We start from the raw sequence: 14,174 nt of genomic DNA, 5'->3' as shown, positions 1-14,174 counted from the left end.
ATGGCTGCTGCTGCCCGCCCTTCTTGTCATCCACCTGCTGATCGCCCTGCCCGCGCAGCTGGACCGGTTCGGATGGCAGGCCTTTGCCCTGCCGACGCCCGAGCTGGTCGTTCTGGTGCTGGCCGCGCTGGCCATCGGGCGCGGCTTTGCGGGCACCGCGCTGCGGGTGGCGGTGACGGCGGGGCTGGGGCTGGTCACGGTGCTGAAGGTGGCCGATCTGGCGATGCTGGAAAGTCTGGGGCGGCGGTTCAACCCGGTAGGGGATCTGCCGCTGATCGACGCCTCGGTCCGGCTGATCGCGGGCAGTCTGGGCAAGCCTGCAGCGTTCGGCGCCGTGTTCGGGGCGCTGGTCGCCACCGCGCTGATCCTGGCGGGGCTGTGGTGGGCGATGGGGGTGCTGTCGCGCGCCAGCCCCCGGGCTGGTTGGCTGCGGGGCGTCAGCCTTGGCGGCGCGCTGCTGGTGGCGGCGGCGGTGACCCTTGCGCCATCACCCCGACTGCCCGCGCTTGTCCCCGCGACCTTCATCTATTCGCAGGATCGGGGCGAGCTGGCCCTGCGCACCCTGTCCGAGCTGCGCCGCTTTCGCCGCGAGGTCGGGACCGAGGCTTTGACCGGGCTGCAAGACCCCCTGGCCCGCATCGACCGCGACGTTCTGGTGATTTTTGTCGAAAGCTATGGCCGGACCAGCTTTGACACCGAGTTCTTCGCCGCGAAGCACCTGCAGACCCTGTCCGAGGGGCAGCAGATCCTGTCCGCGCAGGGGCTGGCGATGGCCTCGGGGTTTCTGACCTCTCCGACCCATGGGGGGCAAAGCTGGCTGGCCCATGCGGCGCTGGCCAACGGGCTGAGGATCGACGATCAGACCCGCTATCAGGCGGCCATCGTCAGCGGGCGCCAGACGCTGTTTCACCATGCTGCCGCCGCCGGGTTCCGCACTGCCGCCGTCATGCCCGCCATCGTGCGCCCCTGGCCCGAGGCCGCGACCATGGGGTTCGACCGTATTCTGGCCGCGCCCGATCTGGGCTATCGCGGCCAGCCCTTCCATTGGGTCACCATGCCCGACCAGTTCACGCTGGCCGCCACCGACCGGCTGTTGCGCGATGGCAGCGATCCGCGCCGCCTGTTTGCGCAGATCGCGCTGATTTCGTCCCATGCGCCATGGACGCCGGTGCCGTGGATGCTGGACTGGGACGACGTGGGCGACGGGACCGAATTCGACCGGATGGCGCAATCGGGCGATCCGCCCAATGTCGTCTGGCGCGACCGCGACCGGGTGCGGGCGCAATATCGCGACACCGTCGATTACAGCCTGCGCGCGGTCCTGGACTATGCCGCGCGGCAGGGCGATGACGCGCCGCTGATCATGGTCATCGGCGACCATCAGGCCGCCACATCCATCGGGCTGGACGAACGGCGTCAGGTTCCGGTCCATGTCATCGGCCCCGCCGCGCTGGTCGCGCTGACCGCCGGATGGGGTCTGTCAGAGGGTTTGATCCCGGAACCGGGCAGCCCGGCCCTGCCGATGGAATCGGTCCGCGACCTGTTTCTGCGCAACTTTTCCGGAGGGGGCGACGTGCCTCCTGCATGAATATGACGCGGATGATACAGATCGGTGTGGCCCTTGGGGTCATGACCTTGTTGTGGGTGGGCCTTGATGGGGCGCAGGCGCTGCGCCTGTTGGCGCAGGCCGATCCGCGCTGGCTGGCGCTGGCGATGCTGGCGCTGACCGCGCAGACGGTGCTGTCGGCGCTGCGCTGGCGGATCACCGCGCGCCAGCTGGGACAGACCATCCCGATGGGCCGGGCGGTGGGCGAGTATTATCTGGCGCAGGTGGTCAACCAGTCGCTGCCCGGCGGCGTCCTCGGCGATGCGGGCCGCGCGGTCCGCGCCCGCCATCAGGCCGGGCTGAAGCGCGCCGGGGCCGCCGTCGCGATCGAGCGTCTGGCCGGTCAGGTGACCCTGTTCCTGACGCTGGCCTGCGGCGCGCTGATCGTGACGCTGATGCCGGGCGGGCTGGTCCTGCCCGCATGGGTCATGGGGCTGATCGGCGCGGCGCTGGCCTGCGGCGTCGCCATGGCGCTGGCGGTCGGCGGCGCGGGGCGCCTGTCGGGCCGGGCCGGACGTGCGGCCCGCGATCTGCGCGCGGCATTGCGGGTCACGCTGCTGAACCGCCGCGCCCTGCCTGCCCAGATCGGCCTGAACCTGGCCATCACCGCCGCCAACCTTGCGGCCTTTGCCTTTTGCGCCCGCGCCACCGGCACCGAAATGGCTCCGGTCGCGGTGGCCGTGCTGGTGCCGCTGATCCTGCTGACCATGATCCTGCCCGTGACCGTCAGCGGATGGGGCCTGCGCGAGGGTGCGGCGGCGGGTCTGTTCCCGCTGATCGGCGCCAGCGCACAGGCGGGCATGGCCGCCAGTCTGGCCTTTGGACTGATCTTTCTGGCCAGCACCCTGCCGGGTCTTCTGGTCCTGCTGATGGACCGCCGCGCGCGGCATCTGCCGACTCGCATGTCACCCCAGCATCTTCCCTCAACCCTTCCCGCACAGGCTGATCCGTGACCGATCCCCGTTCTCTTGCCTTCGCCCTGCCCGGCGACATCACCACCCTGACCGGCGGTTATCTCTATGACCGCCGTCTGGTCGAGGGGTTGCGCGCCCAAGGGCGGCAGGTTCAGATCCTCGCCTTGCCGGACAGCTTTCCGACCCCGCCGGCGCCCGACATGGCGCAGGCTTTGGACCAACTGCAGGCGCTGTCGCCCGACCAGCCGGTGATCATCGACGGGCTGGCATTCGGCGCGCTGGACCCTGCCGGTGTGGCGGCGATCCGGGCGCCGATCGTGGCGATGATCCACCACCCTCTGGCGCAGGAAAGCGCCCTGCCCGACGATCTGGCCGCCCATCTGTGGCGGACCGAGCGGGCGAACCTGTCTTATGCCCGCCATGTGCTGGTCCCCAGCCCCCATACCCGTGCGATGCTGATCGACCGCTATGACGTTCCCGCAGACCGCATCACCGTGGTGCGCCCCGGCACCGACCGGCCCGCCCCGGTTCCGGCGACGGCCAAGCCCAACCCGCCGCTGATCCTGTCGGTGGGCATCCTGCATCCGCGCAAGGGCCATGACGTGCTGATCGCGGCGCTGGCGCGGCTGGCCGATCTGGACTGGCAGGCGGTCATTGCGGGCAATCCTTGGGACGCAGACCACGTCACCGCCCTGCAGATGCAGATCCGCGACAGCGGCCTGTCATCGCGCCTGCATCTGGCCGGACGGGTCGATGACGCGCAGCTGGCGCAACTGTACCGCAACGCCTCGGTCTTTGCGCTGGCCACCCGGTACGAAGGCTATGGCATCGTCTTTGACGAGGCGCTGTCGCATGGCCTGCCCATCGTCAGCACCCGCACCGGCGCCGTGCCCGACACCGTGCCGGGCGATGCGGGTCTGCTGGTCGCCCCGGATGACGTGGCGGCACTGGCCGATGCGCTGCGCGTGATGCTGGCCGATCCCGCCGCCCGCGCCCGCCATGCCGCAGCCGCGCTGCGGGCCGGGAACGCGTTGCCCGGCTGGTCCGATGCCGCCCTTGCAGCGGGCGCGGTGCTGGACGGGCTGTAAGGCCCCTCAGGCGGCGCGGGCCATCCCGCCGCCATCCAGCGCGATGGTGCTGTCGCAGGTCCGGGCGATCAGTTCGGCGTCATGGCTGACGATCATCAGCCCCATCCCCGTCTCGCGCGCGATCGCTGTCATCAGCCGCGTCACCTCGGCCTGGGTGATCAGATCGAGGCGCGAGGTCGGCTCATCTGCGAACAGAAAGACCGGGTCCAGCAGCAGGACGCGCAGCAGGGCCAGCCGCTGCAGCTCTCCTCCCGAGACGTCCGAGGGGCGGCGCGTCAGCAGGCCGGGGGCCAGCCGCAACCACTCCAGCAGGGGTGCGATGCGGGACGGGTCCAGACGATGCCGCGCGACCAGATCGGACAGCGCCCGGCCAAGCGTCACCGCGCGGGGAAAAGCGCTTGGCGGATCCTGATACAGCTTCTGATACCGCACCGCCGCCACGCCCGGCGCGCGCGTGACATGGCCGGCATCGGGCCGCGCCAGACCCAGCAGCGTGTCGCCAAGCGTCGATTTTCCGCAGCCGCTTGGCCCGGTGACGCCCAGAATCTGGCCCGGATGCAGGGCGATATGCACGCCCGAAAACAGCACCCGCCCGCCCCGGCTGGCCGACAGGTCCGATGCCTGCAGAACCGGCGCGCCCTGGGCCGGGCGCGGCGTCTGGCGTGGCCAGCGGGCCGGGTCGGCGGCGATCAGCGCGCGGGTATAATCATGGCCGGGCGCCGACAGGATCTGCGCCGCCGGTCCCTGTTCGATCACCCGACCGCCCAGCACGACCATCAGATCGCCGCCCAGTTGCCGGGCCAGCGCCAGATCATGGGTGATGGTCAACAAACCGCCATCCCGCGCGGCCCCGGCCAGCAGCAGGGCGCAGATCTCGTCCCGGCGGTCGGCATCAAGGCCCTTGGTCGGCTCGTCCGCGATCAGGATGCGCGCGCCACCGGCCCGGGCGGCGGCAAAGGCCACGCGTTGGGCCATGCCGCCGGACAGCTGACCGGGGCGCCGGTCGCCCGCCTGCGCCAGCCCCAGCTGGTCCAGATCATCCTGCGCCGCCATGTGGGCCTGTCCCCAGGGGTCGCCCTGCACCAGCGCATGCCCCTCGGCCACCTGCGCCTTGGCGGGCATCAGCGGGTCCAGCGCCAGCCAGGGTTCCTGCGGCAGCACCCCAAGCGTGCGGCCCCATAGCGGGCGAAAACCGCCCGGGCGGGCGGCGTCCAGCACCTGCCCCGACACCCGGACCTGCCCGCGGGCGGACAGGCCGCCCGGCAGCGTGCCGATCACCGCCTGCGCCAGCAGGCTTTTGCCCGATCCGGTTTCGCCCAGAATGGTCAGCGGACACCCCGCCTGCAGCGCCAGCGAGGTGGGACTGACCAGCATCCGCCCCCCCGCATGGACCGAGATGTCGGTGGCAGATAACAGCAAACTCATGCGCGGCGTCCTTGGGCAATCAGGTTCAGGGCCAGAATGGTCAGAAAGATCGCGATGACCGGGGCGAACAGCGCCATCGGTGCCTCGCGGTAATAGGGCAGCAGCTCGACCATCATCTGGCCCAGCTCGGGGCGCGGGGCGCGAAAGCCGACGCTGACGAAGCCAAGCGCCGCGACCAGCATGATCGCCGTCGCCGCCCCGAAGGCCGCGACCGTCAGCAGCATCGGCGCCAGCTCCGGCCACAGATGGCGGCGAAAGACATAGACCGGCCCAAAGCCCAGCAGCCTGCTGGCCTGCACCCCCGGCGCGGCCAGCAGGCGGGCGCAGGCGGCGCGGGTCAGGCGGAAATATTCGACCCACAGAACCAGCGTCAGACCGATCCAGAAGGCCAGCGCGGTGTCGGGGATGATCGCGCCCATGATTAGCACCATCAAGAGGCCGGGCAGTGCCAGCACGCTGTCCGACATCAGGCTTAATCCCCGGTCGGTCCAGCCGCCCCGCCATGCGGCCAGCACGCCCAGGGCCACGCCAAGGATTCCGGCCGAGATCACCGCCGCCGCCGCCAGCACCAGCGACAGCCGCAAAGCCGCCGCCAGCCGCGCCATCAGCGAGCGTCCCAGATGGTCATAGCCGAAAGGCGCCGCCGCATCGGGCGGGCCAAGGCTGTTCAGCAGGCTTTGACCAAGCGGGTCGCCGGGCACTAGCAGCGGCGCGCCCCATGCAAAGCCCGCGACAAGGATCAGGATCGCCCCGCCCGCCCATTGCGCGCGCGTCGGGCCCCGCGCCGGGGCGGGGGTCAGGGTGGCGTCGGAAAGGCTCATGTCCGGGCTCCTCTGGGGTCGATCAGATGGGCCAACAGGTCGGTCGCCGCGTTCAGCGCCACGAATCCCAGCCCCAGCAGAAGCGCCGTGCCCTGCACCATCGGGATGTCGCGCCCGAAGATCGCATGGACCAGCGCATGGCCGATGCCGGGCCAGCCGAAGATCGCCTCGACCACAACCACGCCTTCGACCAGCATCACGAATTGCAGCGACAGAAAGGTGACCAGCGCGACGCCGATATTGCGCAGACCGTGGCGGCGCAGCATCTGCCCCTCGGACAGGCCCTTCCAGCGGCCAAAGGCATAAAAGGGCCGCGCCGCGACCCCGGCCATCGCATCGCGCGCCACCCGGGCAGACACCGCCGCCAGCCCAAGCGCCAGCGTCAGCGCGGGCAGGATCAGATGTTCGGCCCGGCCATGGCCCGCCGCAGGCAGCCAGCCCAGCTCGATCGACAGCAGCACGATCAGCATCAGCCCCATCAGGAACTGCGGCACCGCCCGCAGCGCGGACGATACGACCAGCAGCGACCGGTCCAGCCAGCCCCCGGCCCGCAAACCCGCCAGAATGCCAAGCGGCGGCCCGATCAGCGCCGACAGCAGCACCGCCACCCCGGCCAGTTGCAGGCTGGCGCCCAGCTGGTGGCGGATCTCGTCGATCACCGGACGCCCCGAGATAACCGAGACGCCCAGATCCAGCCGCGCCAGATCGCCCAGCCAGATCAGGAAGGCCTGCCATGCCGGGCGGTCCAGCCCCAGCTCGGCCCGCACCGCATCGGCCGCCGCCGCATCGACCATGTCATAACCGTATCGCCCCGCCGCAATGCGAAAGGCCATGTCGCCCGGCAGCGCCTGCATCATCAGAAAGGTCAGCACGCCGACCAGCAGCGCCACGACCAGCGCCTGCGCCAGCCGATAGGCGACCGCGTTGCGGATCGGGCCCGGCCCAAGGATTGCTTGCCCGGTGATTGCTTTCCCCATCATTCGGGCACCCAGTCCATTTGCGACAGGCCGATGCTGCGTTCGAACGGATCGATCACCGCGCCGGTCACGCCGCGGCTGACGGCGGCTGTCTGCTGATACCAGGCGACCGGAATGACCGGCAGTTCCGCCTGCAGGATGCCCATCGCCCGATCGCGCTGCGACTGGCCGCCCTGCCCTGCCGCCAGATCGACGATCAGCGTGGTGAACTCCGCATTCTGCCAGCCCATCGCGCCCCAATCGCCGTCCTGCGCGTAATCGGTCAGGATCGTGCCGATCGGATCGGGCACCAGCGCGAAGTTCCGCGCCAGCAGCGCCAGATCCAGCGAGCCATCGGCATGGCGCACCGGGATTTCGCTGGAATTGGTCGAATCGATGGTGACCGCGACCCCGATCTGGCCCAGCATCTGCTGGATCACCGCCGCCGACAGCGGCAGTTCGGGCCGGTCGGGATAGGTCGTCAGCGTCAGGCCGAGGCGTTCGCCGTCGCGGGTCAGGATGCCATCGGGGCCGGGCGTCCAGCCCAGATCGGCCAGCAGCGCGCGCGCCCCGTCCGGGTCATAGGTCAAAGGCGCCAACCCCTCGACATGCCACTGGGCGACCGAGGGCGGGAACAGCTGATCGGCGCCCGCAGGGTAACGCAGGATCGCCTGCGCCAGCCCCTGCCGGTCGATGGCCATCGACAAAGCCTGCCGCGCGCGCGGGTCCGACAGCGCCGGGTGCCCCGCATTCACCTTGATCAGCAGCGACCGCGGGATGGGGACCGACAGAACCTCGACGCTGTCCACATCGCTCAGCCGGCGGACCGAGGCCGGGTCCAGATTGAAAACGTAATCGGCATCGCCGCTTTCGGCCAGCAGGGCGCGCGTCTCGGCCCGGCCCACGGCCTGATAGGTGACGCGGTCGATACGGGCGGGCTCGCCCCAATAGCCATCGAACCGTTCGGCGGCCAGCGACAGGGGCTGGACCATGGCGGTCAGCCGATAGGGGCCGGTGCCGATCACCTCGACCGCCACCCCCAAGGCGTCATAGGCGGCCGGCGCCATGATCAGCGCGCGATATTCCGACAGGACGGCGGGCAGAGGCGCAAAAGGTTCAGTCAGGGTGATGCGCAGATCGTCGCCTTCGGGGGCGATGGTAGCGATGGGCGCGGTGTCCAGCAGGCCCGGCTTGGCGCGGGCATGGATCAGCGCATCGGCCACCGCTTGGGCCGTCATCGGCGTGCCGTCGTGAAACTGGACATCGGGGCGCAGGCGGAACAGCCAGGACAATCCGTCATCCGACACCTGCCATTCGGTCGCCAGCCCCGGCAGCAACCGCCCGTCGGGTGCGGCATTCACCAGCGTCTCGGCCAGCTCCATCTTGATCAGGATATTGCCCGAGGTCGAGGGATCGGCGCCCTTGATCTCGAACGGGGCGACGACATCCAGCACGCCATCATCGGCAAGCGCGGGCGTGGCGCTCAGGACTGCAAGGATCGGGGCGGCAAGGATCAGGGGCAGAAGGGGGCGCATCGCAAACTCCATGGTTTTGTGATGCTATTACATTACTCTTGCAGAGCTGCAACTGGGGCGGGCCGTAATTTGACAGCCGACATGCAAAAACCGGGGCCGCGTGGCGACCCCGGTCTGATGATGGTGGCAGTCTGATGAGGATGGCAGTCTTGTGAAGGTCGGATCAGTCCCAGATCTGCTGGAATTCGCGCCATTCCCGGGCGCCCATGCCCGATGTCTCCTGCGTCACGACTTCGCCTGCCAGACGGCGCTTCAGCACCGTCTTGGCCTGCGCCGACAGGCTGACGGCGTCCATCCGGTAATCGCGGAAGGCATTGAAAGCGGCGGGCACCCAATCGCGGGTGATGTCGCAGATCACGTCGGCATAGGCGCGGATTTCGTATTGCGCATGGGCATCGGCACGCAGACGCAGGAAATGCAGCAGGTTGTGCAGATCGACCTTCCAATACCACTGGGTATAGATATTGGCGGGCAGGTTCATGCGCGCCAGCTCCCGCGCCAGACCCTGCTGGCCGTCCTGTGACAGCATGGATTCATAGCTGTCATAGCTGCGCATCGCATCCTCGCGCAGAAGGTCCAGCACCCGCGCGGCCTCGGCGCCCTGCAGCACCTCGCCTCGGCCCTGATGGTTCAGCGAGGATTGCGCGGCCAGATGTTCGGGCGCGGGGATATAGAATTCCCGGTCGAGGATCGAATAGCGCCCGGAATATTCGTTCACATTGGCGGTGCGGTGACGGATCCACTGGCGCGCGACGAAAACCGGCAACTTAACATGCAGCTTGACCTCGCACATCTCGAAGGGCGTCGAATGCCAGTGCCGCATCAGATAGCGGATCAGCCCTTCGTCATTCTGCACCGACTTGGTGCCGGTGCCATAGCTGACCCGCGCCGCCTGACAGATCGCCGCATCGTCGCCCATGTAATCGACGACGCGCACCAGACCATGATCCAGCACCGGATGGGCGACATAAAGATGCGCCTCCATCCCTTCGGACACCGCGCGCAGGGTCTGGCGGGTGGTGCTGCGCTGCTGGTCGATCTCGGCCTGCTGGTCGGGGGTCACGGGCATGGCGAACGGTCCTTTGGGGCGGTGCGGTGGCCCTTGTCCTAAGTCAACTCACCCGGCTGGACAACACGGAACGCACCGCCGTGATGGCGTGTTGAAGCGCGTGACCCGCCGTGACAGGCTGGGCCGACAAGACAGGAGTATGCCATGAACATCCGCTATCTTCACACGATGGTCCGCGTGCAGGACCTTGACAAGACGATGGAATTTTTCCGCCTGCTGGGGCTGGAGGAGACCCGCCGCATCGACAATGACAAGGGCCGCTTCAGCCTTGTGTTCATGGCGCCTCCGGGACAGCCGGAATGCCCGGTCGAACTGACCCATAACTGGGATGGCGACGAAGGCCTGCCGTCGGACAGCCGCCATTTCGGCCATCTGGCCTATCGGGTCGGCAATATCTATGAGATGTGCCAGACGCTGCAGGATGCGGGCGTGACCATCAACCGCCCCCCGCGCGACGGCCACATGGCCTTTGTGCGCAGCCCCGACAATATCTCGATCGAGCTGCTGCAAGAGGGCGATGCCCTGCCCCCGCAAGAGCCCTGGGCCAGCATGGAAAACACTGGCAGCTGGTAAGGCCAAGTCCCCCGGCCATAGGTCATTGGCCGGGGATTACCCCATGAGCGGGGGGATGCACCGTCAGTCGCCCGGTCAATAGATATACCGGATCTGGTCCACCCAGAACCGTTCGATCCGGCGGCATTGCAGATTGACCTGATCCAGCGGCGGGTCTTCCAGAACGCCCGACATGGCCAGCCCTTCGGCATGGCGGATGAACATCTGGCGGACCTGATCGCGGATCTCCTGCCCGTCGGGCGTCAGCCGGACGCGGACCGAACGGCGGTCCAGATCGCAGCGTTCGTGATGGACATAACCCATCGCGACCAGCTTTTTCAGATTATAGCTGACATTCGATCCCTGATACATGCCGCGAGACCGCAGCTCGCCGGCCGACACCTCGGCCTCGCCCAGATTGTACAGGATCATCGCCTGCACCGGCGTCAGATCCCCCCGGCGCAGGCGTTCGAATTCATCCTTGACCAGATCCAGCATCAGCCGGTGCATCCGCTCCAGCAGCTGCAACGTCTCAAGATACGCCTCGGTCAGTTCGGCGACCGGGATATCGGCCAGAACGGATTCACGGATCGGTCGCGGGTCGCGAGGTGCAGGGGAAAGCATGGGCGGTCGATCCTGTCCAGTTCGGCTTGTCTGGACAATGACCGGAAAACCAACAAACTTCGGTTAATTTCCGCACAGATATTTCGCCTGCATCCCGGACAGGTTAGCTTGGATTTTAACGGCTTGCCGCAAAGCGCGTCCCGGCATGGGTCGCGATCCGGTCCAGCAGAGGTGCGAACATCGCGGGCGCACCCCGGTCGGGGCCCGGCCCCTCGCCGATGCGGGCGGTCACCCACAGATACAGATCCTGATCGTTCTCGGCCAGCATCCGTTCGTACAGATCCAGATCGTCCGGCCCCAGATCGGCCAGATGATCATCGGCGAAATGGCCCAGAATCAGATCCATTTCCTTCATCCCGCGCCGCCAGCTGCGCATATGCAGGCGTTTCAGACGGTGCGGGGCGGTCTCGGTCGTCTCAGCCATGCGACAATGCCTCTTCCAGACGTTCGACGCGGGCGCTGGCCTCGGCCAGAAGACGGCGCAGATCGGCCAGCTCGGCCCGCATCAGGGCCCCCGCATGATCGTCTTTCGGGCCTGGACCCTGCCCCGTCAACAGCCAGACGGGCGATACGCCGGTGACTGTGGCGATCCGTCCCATCAGGCTGGCGGTGGGTTCGGCCTGATCGACCTCCCACCCTTCCAGGGTTTCGGGGCGCAGGCCAAGCGCCTCGGCCATGGCGGCGATCGGCAGACCGGCGCCTTCGCGCGCAGCCGTCAGGCGGTCGCCCAGGGTGGCCATCGGCTCGGCATAGCTGTCCATCGGTCGCGTCCCCCGCTTGTGGCACTGTGTGCACCAGCGTATGCCATGCGGGCCGACAGTTCAAACCGACAGACGAAAGGTGCCCGCATGGCGTTCATTTCCGACCGGATGGCCCGGATCAAGCCCTCTCCCACGATCGCCATGACCGGCCGCGCCGCCGCGTTGAAGGCCGAGGGCCGCGACATCATCAGCCTGTCGGCAGGCGAACCCGATTTCGACACGCCTTTGTCGATCCGCGAGGCCGCCAAGGCCGCGATCGATGCGGGCCATACGCGTTATACCGCGGTTGACGGCACGCCCAGCCTGAAACGGGCCATCGTGGACAAGTTCGCGCGGGAAAACGGGCTGGATTACACGTCCGCGCAGATCACCGTGGGCACCGGTGGCAAGCAGATCCTGTTCAACGCGCTGATGGCCACACTGGAGGAGGGCGACGAGGTGATCGTGCCCGCCCCCTATTGGGTCAGCTATCCCGACATGGTGCTGCTGGCGGGCGGGACGCCGGTCATCGTGGAATGCGATCAGGCCGCCGGGTTCCGGCTGACGCCAGAGGCGCTGGAGGCGGCGATCACGCCGCGCACCAAATGGCTGATCCTGAATTCGCCCTCGAACCCCTCGGGGGCGGGCTATGACCGCGCAGCCATGCTGGCGCTGTGCGATGTGCTGCTGCGCCATCCCCAGGTCTGGGTGCTGGCCGATGACATCTATGAGCATCTGGTGTTCGACGATTTCGAATTCTGCACGCCCGCAGAGGTCGAGCCGCGCCTGAAGGACCGGGTGCTGACCATGAACGGGGTCAGCAAATCCTATGCCATGACCGGCTGGCGGATCGGCTATGGCGCCGCCCCCGAGGTTCTGATCAAGGCGATGGCCAAGCTGCAGTCGCAATCGACCAGCAATCCCAGCTCGATCAGCCAATATGCCGCCGAGGCCGCGCTGACCGGCCCACAGGATTACATCCGCGACAGCCGCGCGGTGTTCCAGCGGCGCCGCGATCTGGTGGTGGCGGGGCTGAACGCCTGCCCGGGCCTCGACTGCCCGGTGCCGCAGGGGGCGTTCTATGTCTATCCGTCGATGGCCGGGCTGATCGGCAAAACCAGCGCGGGCGGCACGCTGATCGACAACGACGAGGCTTTTGCCAATGCGTTGCTGGACGAACAGGGCGTGGCGGTCGTCTTTGGCGCGGCCTTTGGCCTGTCGCCGCATTTCCGCATCTCCTACGCGACGGCGGATGAGGTGTTGGTCGATGCGGTGGCGCGCATCCGCCGCTTTTGCGAGGGCTGCAACTAGGCCCGCCCGCCCCGCGTTGAGGCCCCGAACGAGCAGTCAAGAAGGAGCTTTCAATGCTGCCCCACAAAGCTGTGGTGGTCGTCGCAGACGGCCATTCCGCCACCATCTATCGCAACAACGCCAAGCAGGGGCTGGAACTGTCCGAGACAGAGAAAGTCACGCCCGACAGCCTGACCCAAGGCCCAAGCGCGAAGCTGGACGAAATCTCGCCCCGTGACGAGGAAGAGGCCGGTTTCGCCATTCAGCTGACCAAGCACCTGAATGCGATGGTCCTGAAGAACAAGATCGAGGATATCGCGATCATCGCCGATCCCTCGACGCTTGGGATCATGCGCAAGCATTATCACAAGGAACTGCAGATGCGTCTGCGCAAGGAAGTCGCCAAGACGCTGACGAATTCCGACATGCAGACGATCCAGAACAGCCTGAACTGATCTGCCTTTTCCGAATGAAAAACGCCCCGCAACCGCGGGGCGTTTTTTTTACGTCAAAAGACGCCGAGAACGTACAGGACGACGATCACAACGACCGGAACCCCCAGAAACCACGCCACGATACCCTTCATCACCTTCTCCTCACATAATGGTGAAGCGCAACGATCCGGGGCGGTCTGCGGTTCCGCCGATGTCAGAGTGCGGTCCAGCCGCCATCGACGCTGATCGTCGTGCCGGTGATTTGTGCCGCCGCATCGCTGCACAGGAACACGGCGGTATCGCCCAGTTGATCGGTGGTGGCGAATTCCTTGGAGGGCTGACGTTCCAGCAGGACTTTTTCGATGACCTCGTCGCGGTCCATGCCGTATTTCGCCATCGTGTCGGGGATCTGCGATTCCACAAGCGGGGTCAGCACATAGCCCGGACAGATGGCATTGGCGGTGATCGGCTCTCTTGCGGTTTCCAGACCGGTCACCTTGGTCAGCCCGACAATGCCATGCTTGGCCGCGACATAGGCCGATTTATAGGGGCTGGCGGTCAGCCCATGGGCGGATGCGATGTTGATCACCCGCCCCCAGCCCGCCTTGCGCATCAAGGGCAGCGCCGCCGCCGTGGTGTGGAAGGCCGAGGACAAATTGATCGCGATCACCGCATCCCATTTCTCGGACGGAAAATCCGGGATCGCGGCGACATGCTGGATGCCCGCATTGTTCACAAGGATGTCGCAGGCCCCCGCCGCCGCGATCAGCGCCCGGCAATCGTCGCCCTTGGACATGTCGGCGCGGATATAGCGGACCGTCACGCCATGTTCGGCGGCCAGCTTTTCGGCCAGCGCGCGATCGTCATCACTGTCGGTAAAGCTGTTCAGCACCACATCGGCACCCGCATGGGCCAGACGTTCGGCCACGCCCAGACCGATCCCGGAATTGGACCCGGTGACCACGGCGGTCTTGCCCTTCAGGAATTTCTGAAACATCGGCTGCTCCTTGACTGGGCCGCAGGCGACAAGGCGCGCAGGGCCGGTTTGACCGGCGGAGCATGGAAAAAAAAAGGCGCCCGCACAAGGCGGGCGCAAGTCATGAGGCAGGTTTCATACAGG

15 protein-coding genes are annotated in these 14,174 nt (G+C 67.3%); 6 read left to right on the top strand and 9 right to left on the bottom strand.

Features of this window, described 5'->3' with window-relative positions; translation table 11 throughout:
• The 3 genes from EG885_RS22775 to EG885_RS15390 form a co-directional block, all read left to right on the top strand.
• A partial coding sequence (locus tag EG885_RS22775) for a sulfatase-like hydrolase/transferase (protein ID WP_165571160.1) occupies positions 1-1,588 on the top strand: 1,588 nt, incomplete at its 5' end.
• Entirely contained in the window at positions 1,585-2,559 is a 975-nt protein-coding gene (locus EG885_RS15395) for a lysylphosphatidylglycerol synthase transmembrane domain-containing protein (RefSeq protein WP_131576176.1), read from the top strand. The genes EG885_RS22775 and EG885_RS15395, both read left to right, overlap by 4 nt.
• A complete protein-coding gene (locus tag EG885_RS15390) occupies positions 2,556-3,608 on the top strand; it encodes a glycosyltransferase (protein ID WP_131576174.1) in 1,053 nt (350 codons plus the stop codon). The genes EG885_RS15395 and EG885_RS15390 overlap by 4 nt, the downstream gene beginning before the upstream one ends.
• A 6-nt stretch (positions 3,609-3,614) precedes the next feature.
• Here the strand turns inward: EG885_RS15390 and EG885_RS15385 are convergent, their stop codons facing one another.
• The 5 genes from EG885_RS15385 to thyX form a co-directional block, all read right to left on the bottom strand.
• Complete coding sequence (locus EG885_RS15385) at positions 3,615-5,033, bottom strand: ABC transporter ATP-binding protein (protein WP_131576172.1); 1,419 nt, start codon at positions 5,031-5,033, stop codon at positions 3,615-3,617.
• Positions 5,030-5,854, bottom strand: coding sequence for an ABC transporter permease (locus EG885_RS15380; protein ID WP_131576170.1), 825 nt, complete (start codon positions 5,852-5,854; stop codon positions 5,030-5,032). The genes EG885_RS15385 and EG885_RS15380 overlap by 4 nt, the downstream gene beginning before the upstream one ends.
• On the bottom strand, positions 5,851-6,834 hold the full coding sequence (locus tag EG885_RS15375; RefSeq protein WP_242679690.1) for an ABC transporter permease: 984 nt from the start codon (positions 6,832-6,834) through the stop codon (positions 5,851-5,853). The genes EG885_RS15380 and EG885_RS15375 overlap by 4 nt, the downstream gene beginning before the upstream one ends.
• Positions 6,831-8,345 carry an ABC transporter substrate-binding protein gene (locus EG885_RS15370; protein WP_131576168.1) on the bottom strand — a complete coding sequence of 505 codons (1,515 nt, stop codon included), beginning with the start codon at positions 8,343-8,345 and terminating at the stop codon, positions 6,831-6,833. Before EG885_RS15370 ends, EG885_RS15375 begins: the two co-directional genes overlap by 4 nt.
• A gap of 163 nt (positions 8,346-8,508) precedes the next feature.
• Positions 8,509-9,414, bottom strand: a complete 906-nt coding sequence (thyX, locus tag EG885_RS15365; protein ID WP_131576166.1) for an FAD-dependent thymidylate synthase — start codon at positions 9,412-9,414, stop codon at positions 8,509-8,511.
• Positions 9,415-9,558: 144 nt separating this feature from the next.
• On the opposite strand from thyX, the gene EG885_RS15360 reads away from it, so the two are divergent.
• Positions 9,559-9,987, top strand: coding sequence for a VOC family protein (locus tag EG885_RS15360; protein WP_131576164.1), 429 nt, complete (start codon positions 9,559-9,561; stop codon positions 9,985-9,987).
• Positions 9,988-10,062: 75 nt separating this feature from the next.
• Here the strand turns inward: EG885_RS15360 and EG885_RS15355 are convergent, their stop codons facing one another.
• The 3 genes from EG885_RS15355 to EG885_RS15345 form a co-directional block, all read right to left on the bottom strand.
• Positions 10,063-10,476: a MarR family winged helix-turn-helix transcriptional regulator gene (locus EG885_RS15355; protein ID WP_242679692.1), complete on the bottom strand. Its 414-nt coding sequence runs from the start codon at positions 10,474-10,476 to the stop codon at positions 10,063-10,065.
• 229 nt (positions 10,477-10,705) lie between these two features.
• The gene (locus EG885_RS15350; RefSeq protein ID WP_165571159.1) at positions 10,706-11,014 is read right to left on the bottom strand and encodes an FAD assembly factor SdhE; all 309 of its coding nucleotides are present in this window, start codon (positions 11,012-11,014) and stop codon (positions 10,706-10,708) included.
• Positions 11,007-11,351 (bottom strand): helix-turn-helix domain-containing protein, encoded by a 345-nt coding sequence (locus EG885_RS15345; protein WP_131576160.1) that lies wholly within the window; start codon positions 11,349-11,351, stop codon positions 11,007-11,009. Before EG885_RS15345 ends, EG885_RS15350 begins: the two co-directional genes overlap by 8 nt.
• A gap of 87 nt (positions 11,352-11,438) precedes the next feature.
• On the opposite strand from EG885_RS15345, the gene EG885_RS15340 reads away from it, so the two are divergent.
• Positions 11,439-12,641: a pyridoxal phosphate-dependent aminotransferase gene (locus EG885_RS15340; RefSeq protein ID WP_131576158.1), complete on the top strand. Its 1,203-nt coding sequence runs from the start codon at positions 11,439-11,441 to the stop codon at positions 12,639-12,641.
• 53 nt (positions 12,642-12,694) lie between these two features.
• On the top strand, positions 12,695-13,075 hold the full coding sequence (locus EG885_RS15335) for a baeRF12 domain-containing protein (RefSeq protein ID WP_131576156.1): 381 nt from the start codon (positions 12,695-12,697) through the stop codon (positions 13,073-13,075).
• A 193-nt stretch (positions 13,076-13,268) separates the two neighbouring features.
• On the opposite strand, the gene EG885_RS15325 is transcribed toward EG885_RS15335, so the two are convergent.
• On the bottom strand, positions 13,269-14,051 hold the full coding sequence (locus EG885_RS15325) for a 3-hydroxybutyrate dehydrogenase (RefSeq protein ID WP_131576152.1): 783 nt from the start codon (positions 14,049-14,051) through the stop codon (positions 13,269-13,271).
• Positions 14,052-14,174 lie beyond the last annotated feature (123 nt).

The sequence above is a fragment of the Paracoccus nototheniae genome (assembly GCF_004335005.1).
GTDB classification, from domain to species: Bacteria; Pseudomonadota; Alphaproteobacteria; order Rhodobacterales; family Rhodobacteraceae; genus Paracoccus; species Paracoccus nototheniae.
The sequence above is the reverse complement of the archived record's forward strand: the minus strand, read 5'-3'. Positions and strand labels throughout refer to the sequence as shown.

Bases quoted from the DNA above. Each gene is read 5' to 3' on its own strand.
- EG885_RS15385 (WP_131576172.1), bottom strand. From the start codon at position 5,033: ATGAGTTTGCTGTTATCTGCCACCGACATCTCGGTCCATGCGGGGGGG.
- thyX (WP_131576166.1), bottom strand. From the start codon at position 9,414: ATGCCCGTGACCCCCGACCAGCAGGCCGAGATCGACCAGCAGCGCAGC.
- EG885_RS15325 (WP_131576152.1), bottom strand. From the start codon at position 14,051: ATGTTTCAGAAATTCCTGAAGGGCAAGACCGCCGTGGTCACCGGGTCC.
- EG885_RS15350 (WP_165571159.1), bottom strand. From the start codon at position 11,014: ATGGCTGAGACGACCGAGACCGCCCCGCACCGTCTGAAACGCCTGCAT.
- EG885_RS15355 (WP_242679692.1), bottom strand. From the start codon at position 10,476: ATGCACCGGCTGATGCTGGATCTGGTCAAGGATGAATTCGAACGCCTG.
- EG885_RS15360 (WP_131576164.1), top strand. From the start codon at position 9,559: ATGAACATCCGCTATCTTCACACGATGGTCCGCGTGCAGGACCTTGAC.
- EG885_RS15340 (WP_131576158.1), top strand. From the start codon at position 11,439: ATGGCGTTCATTTCCGACCGGATGGCCCGGATCAAGCCCTCTCCCACG.
- EG885_RS15395 (WP_131576176.1), top strand. From the start codon at position 1,585: ATGAATATGACGCGGATGATACAGATCGGTGTGGCCCTTGGGGTCATG.
- EG885_RS15380 (WP_131576170.1), bottom strand. From the start codon at position 5,854: ATGAGCCTTTCCGACGCCACCCTGACCCCCGCCCCGGCGCGGGGCCCG.
- EG885_RS15335 (WP_131576156.1), top strand. From the start codon at position 12,695: ATGCTGCCCCACAAAGCTGTGGTGGTCGTCGCAGACGGCCATTCCGCC.
- EG885_RS15345 (WP_131576160.1), bottom strand. From the start codon at position 11,351: ATGGACAGCTATGCCGAGCCGATGGCCACCCTGGGCGACCGCCTGACG.
- EG885_RS15370 (WP_131576168.1), bottom strand. From the start codon at position 8,345: ATGCGCCCCCTTCTGCCCCTGATCCTTGCCGCCCCGATCCTTGCAGTC.
- EG885_RS15375 (WP_242679690.1), bottom strand. From the start codon at position 6,834: ATGATGGGGAAAGCAATCACCGGGCAAGCAATCCTTGGGCCGGGCCCG.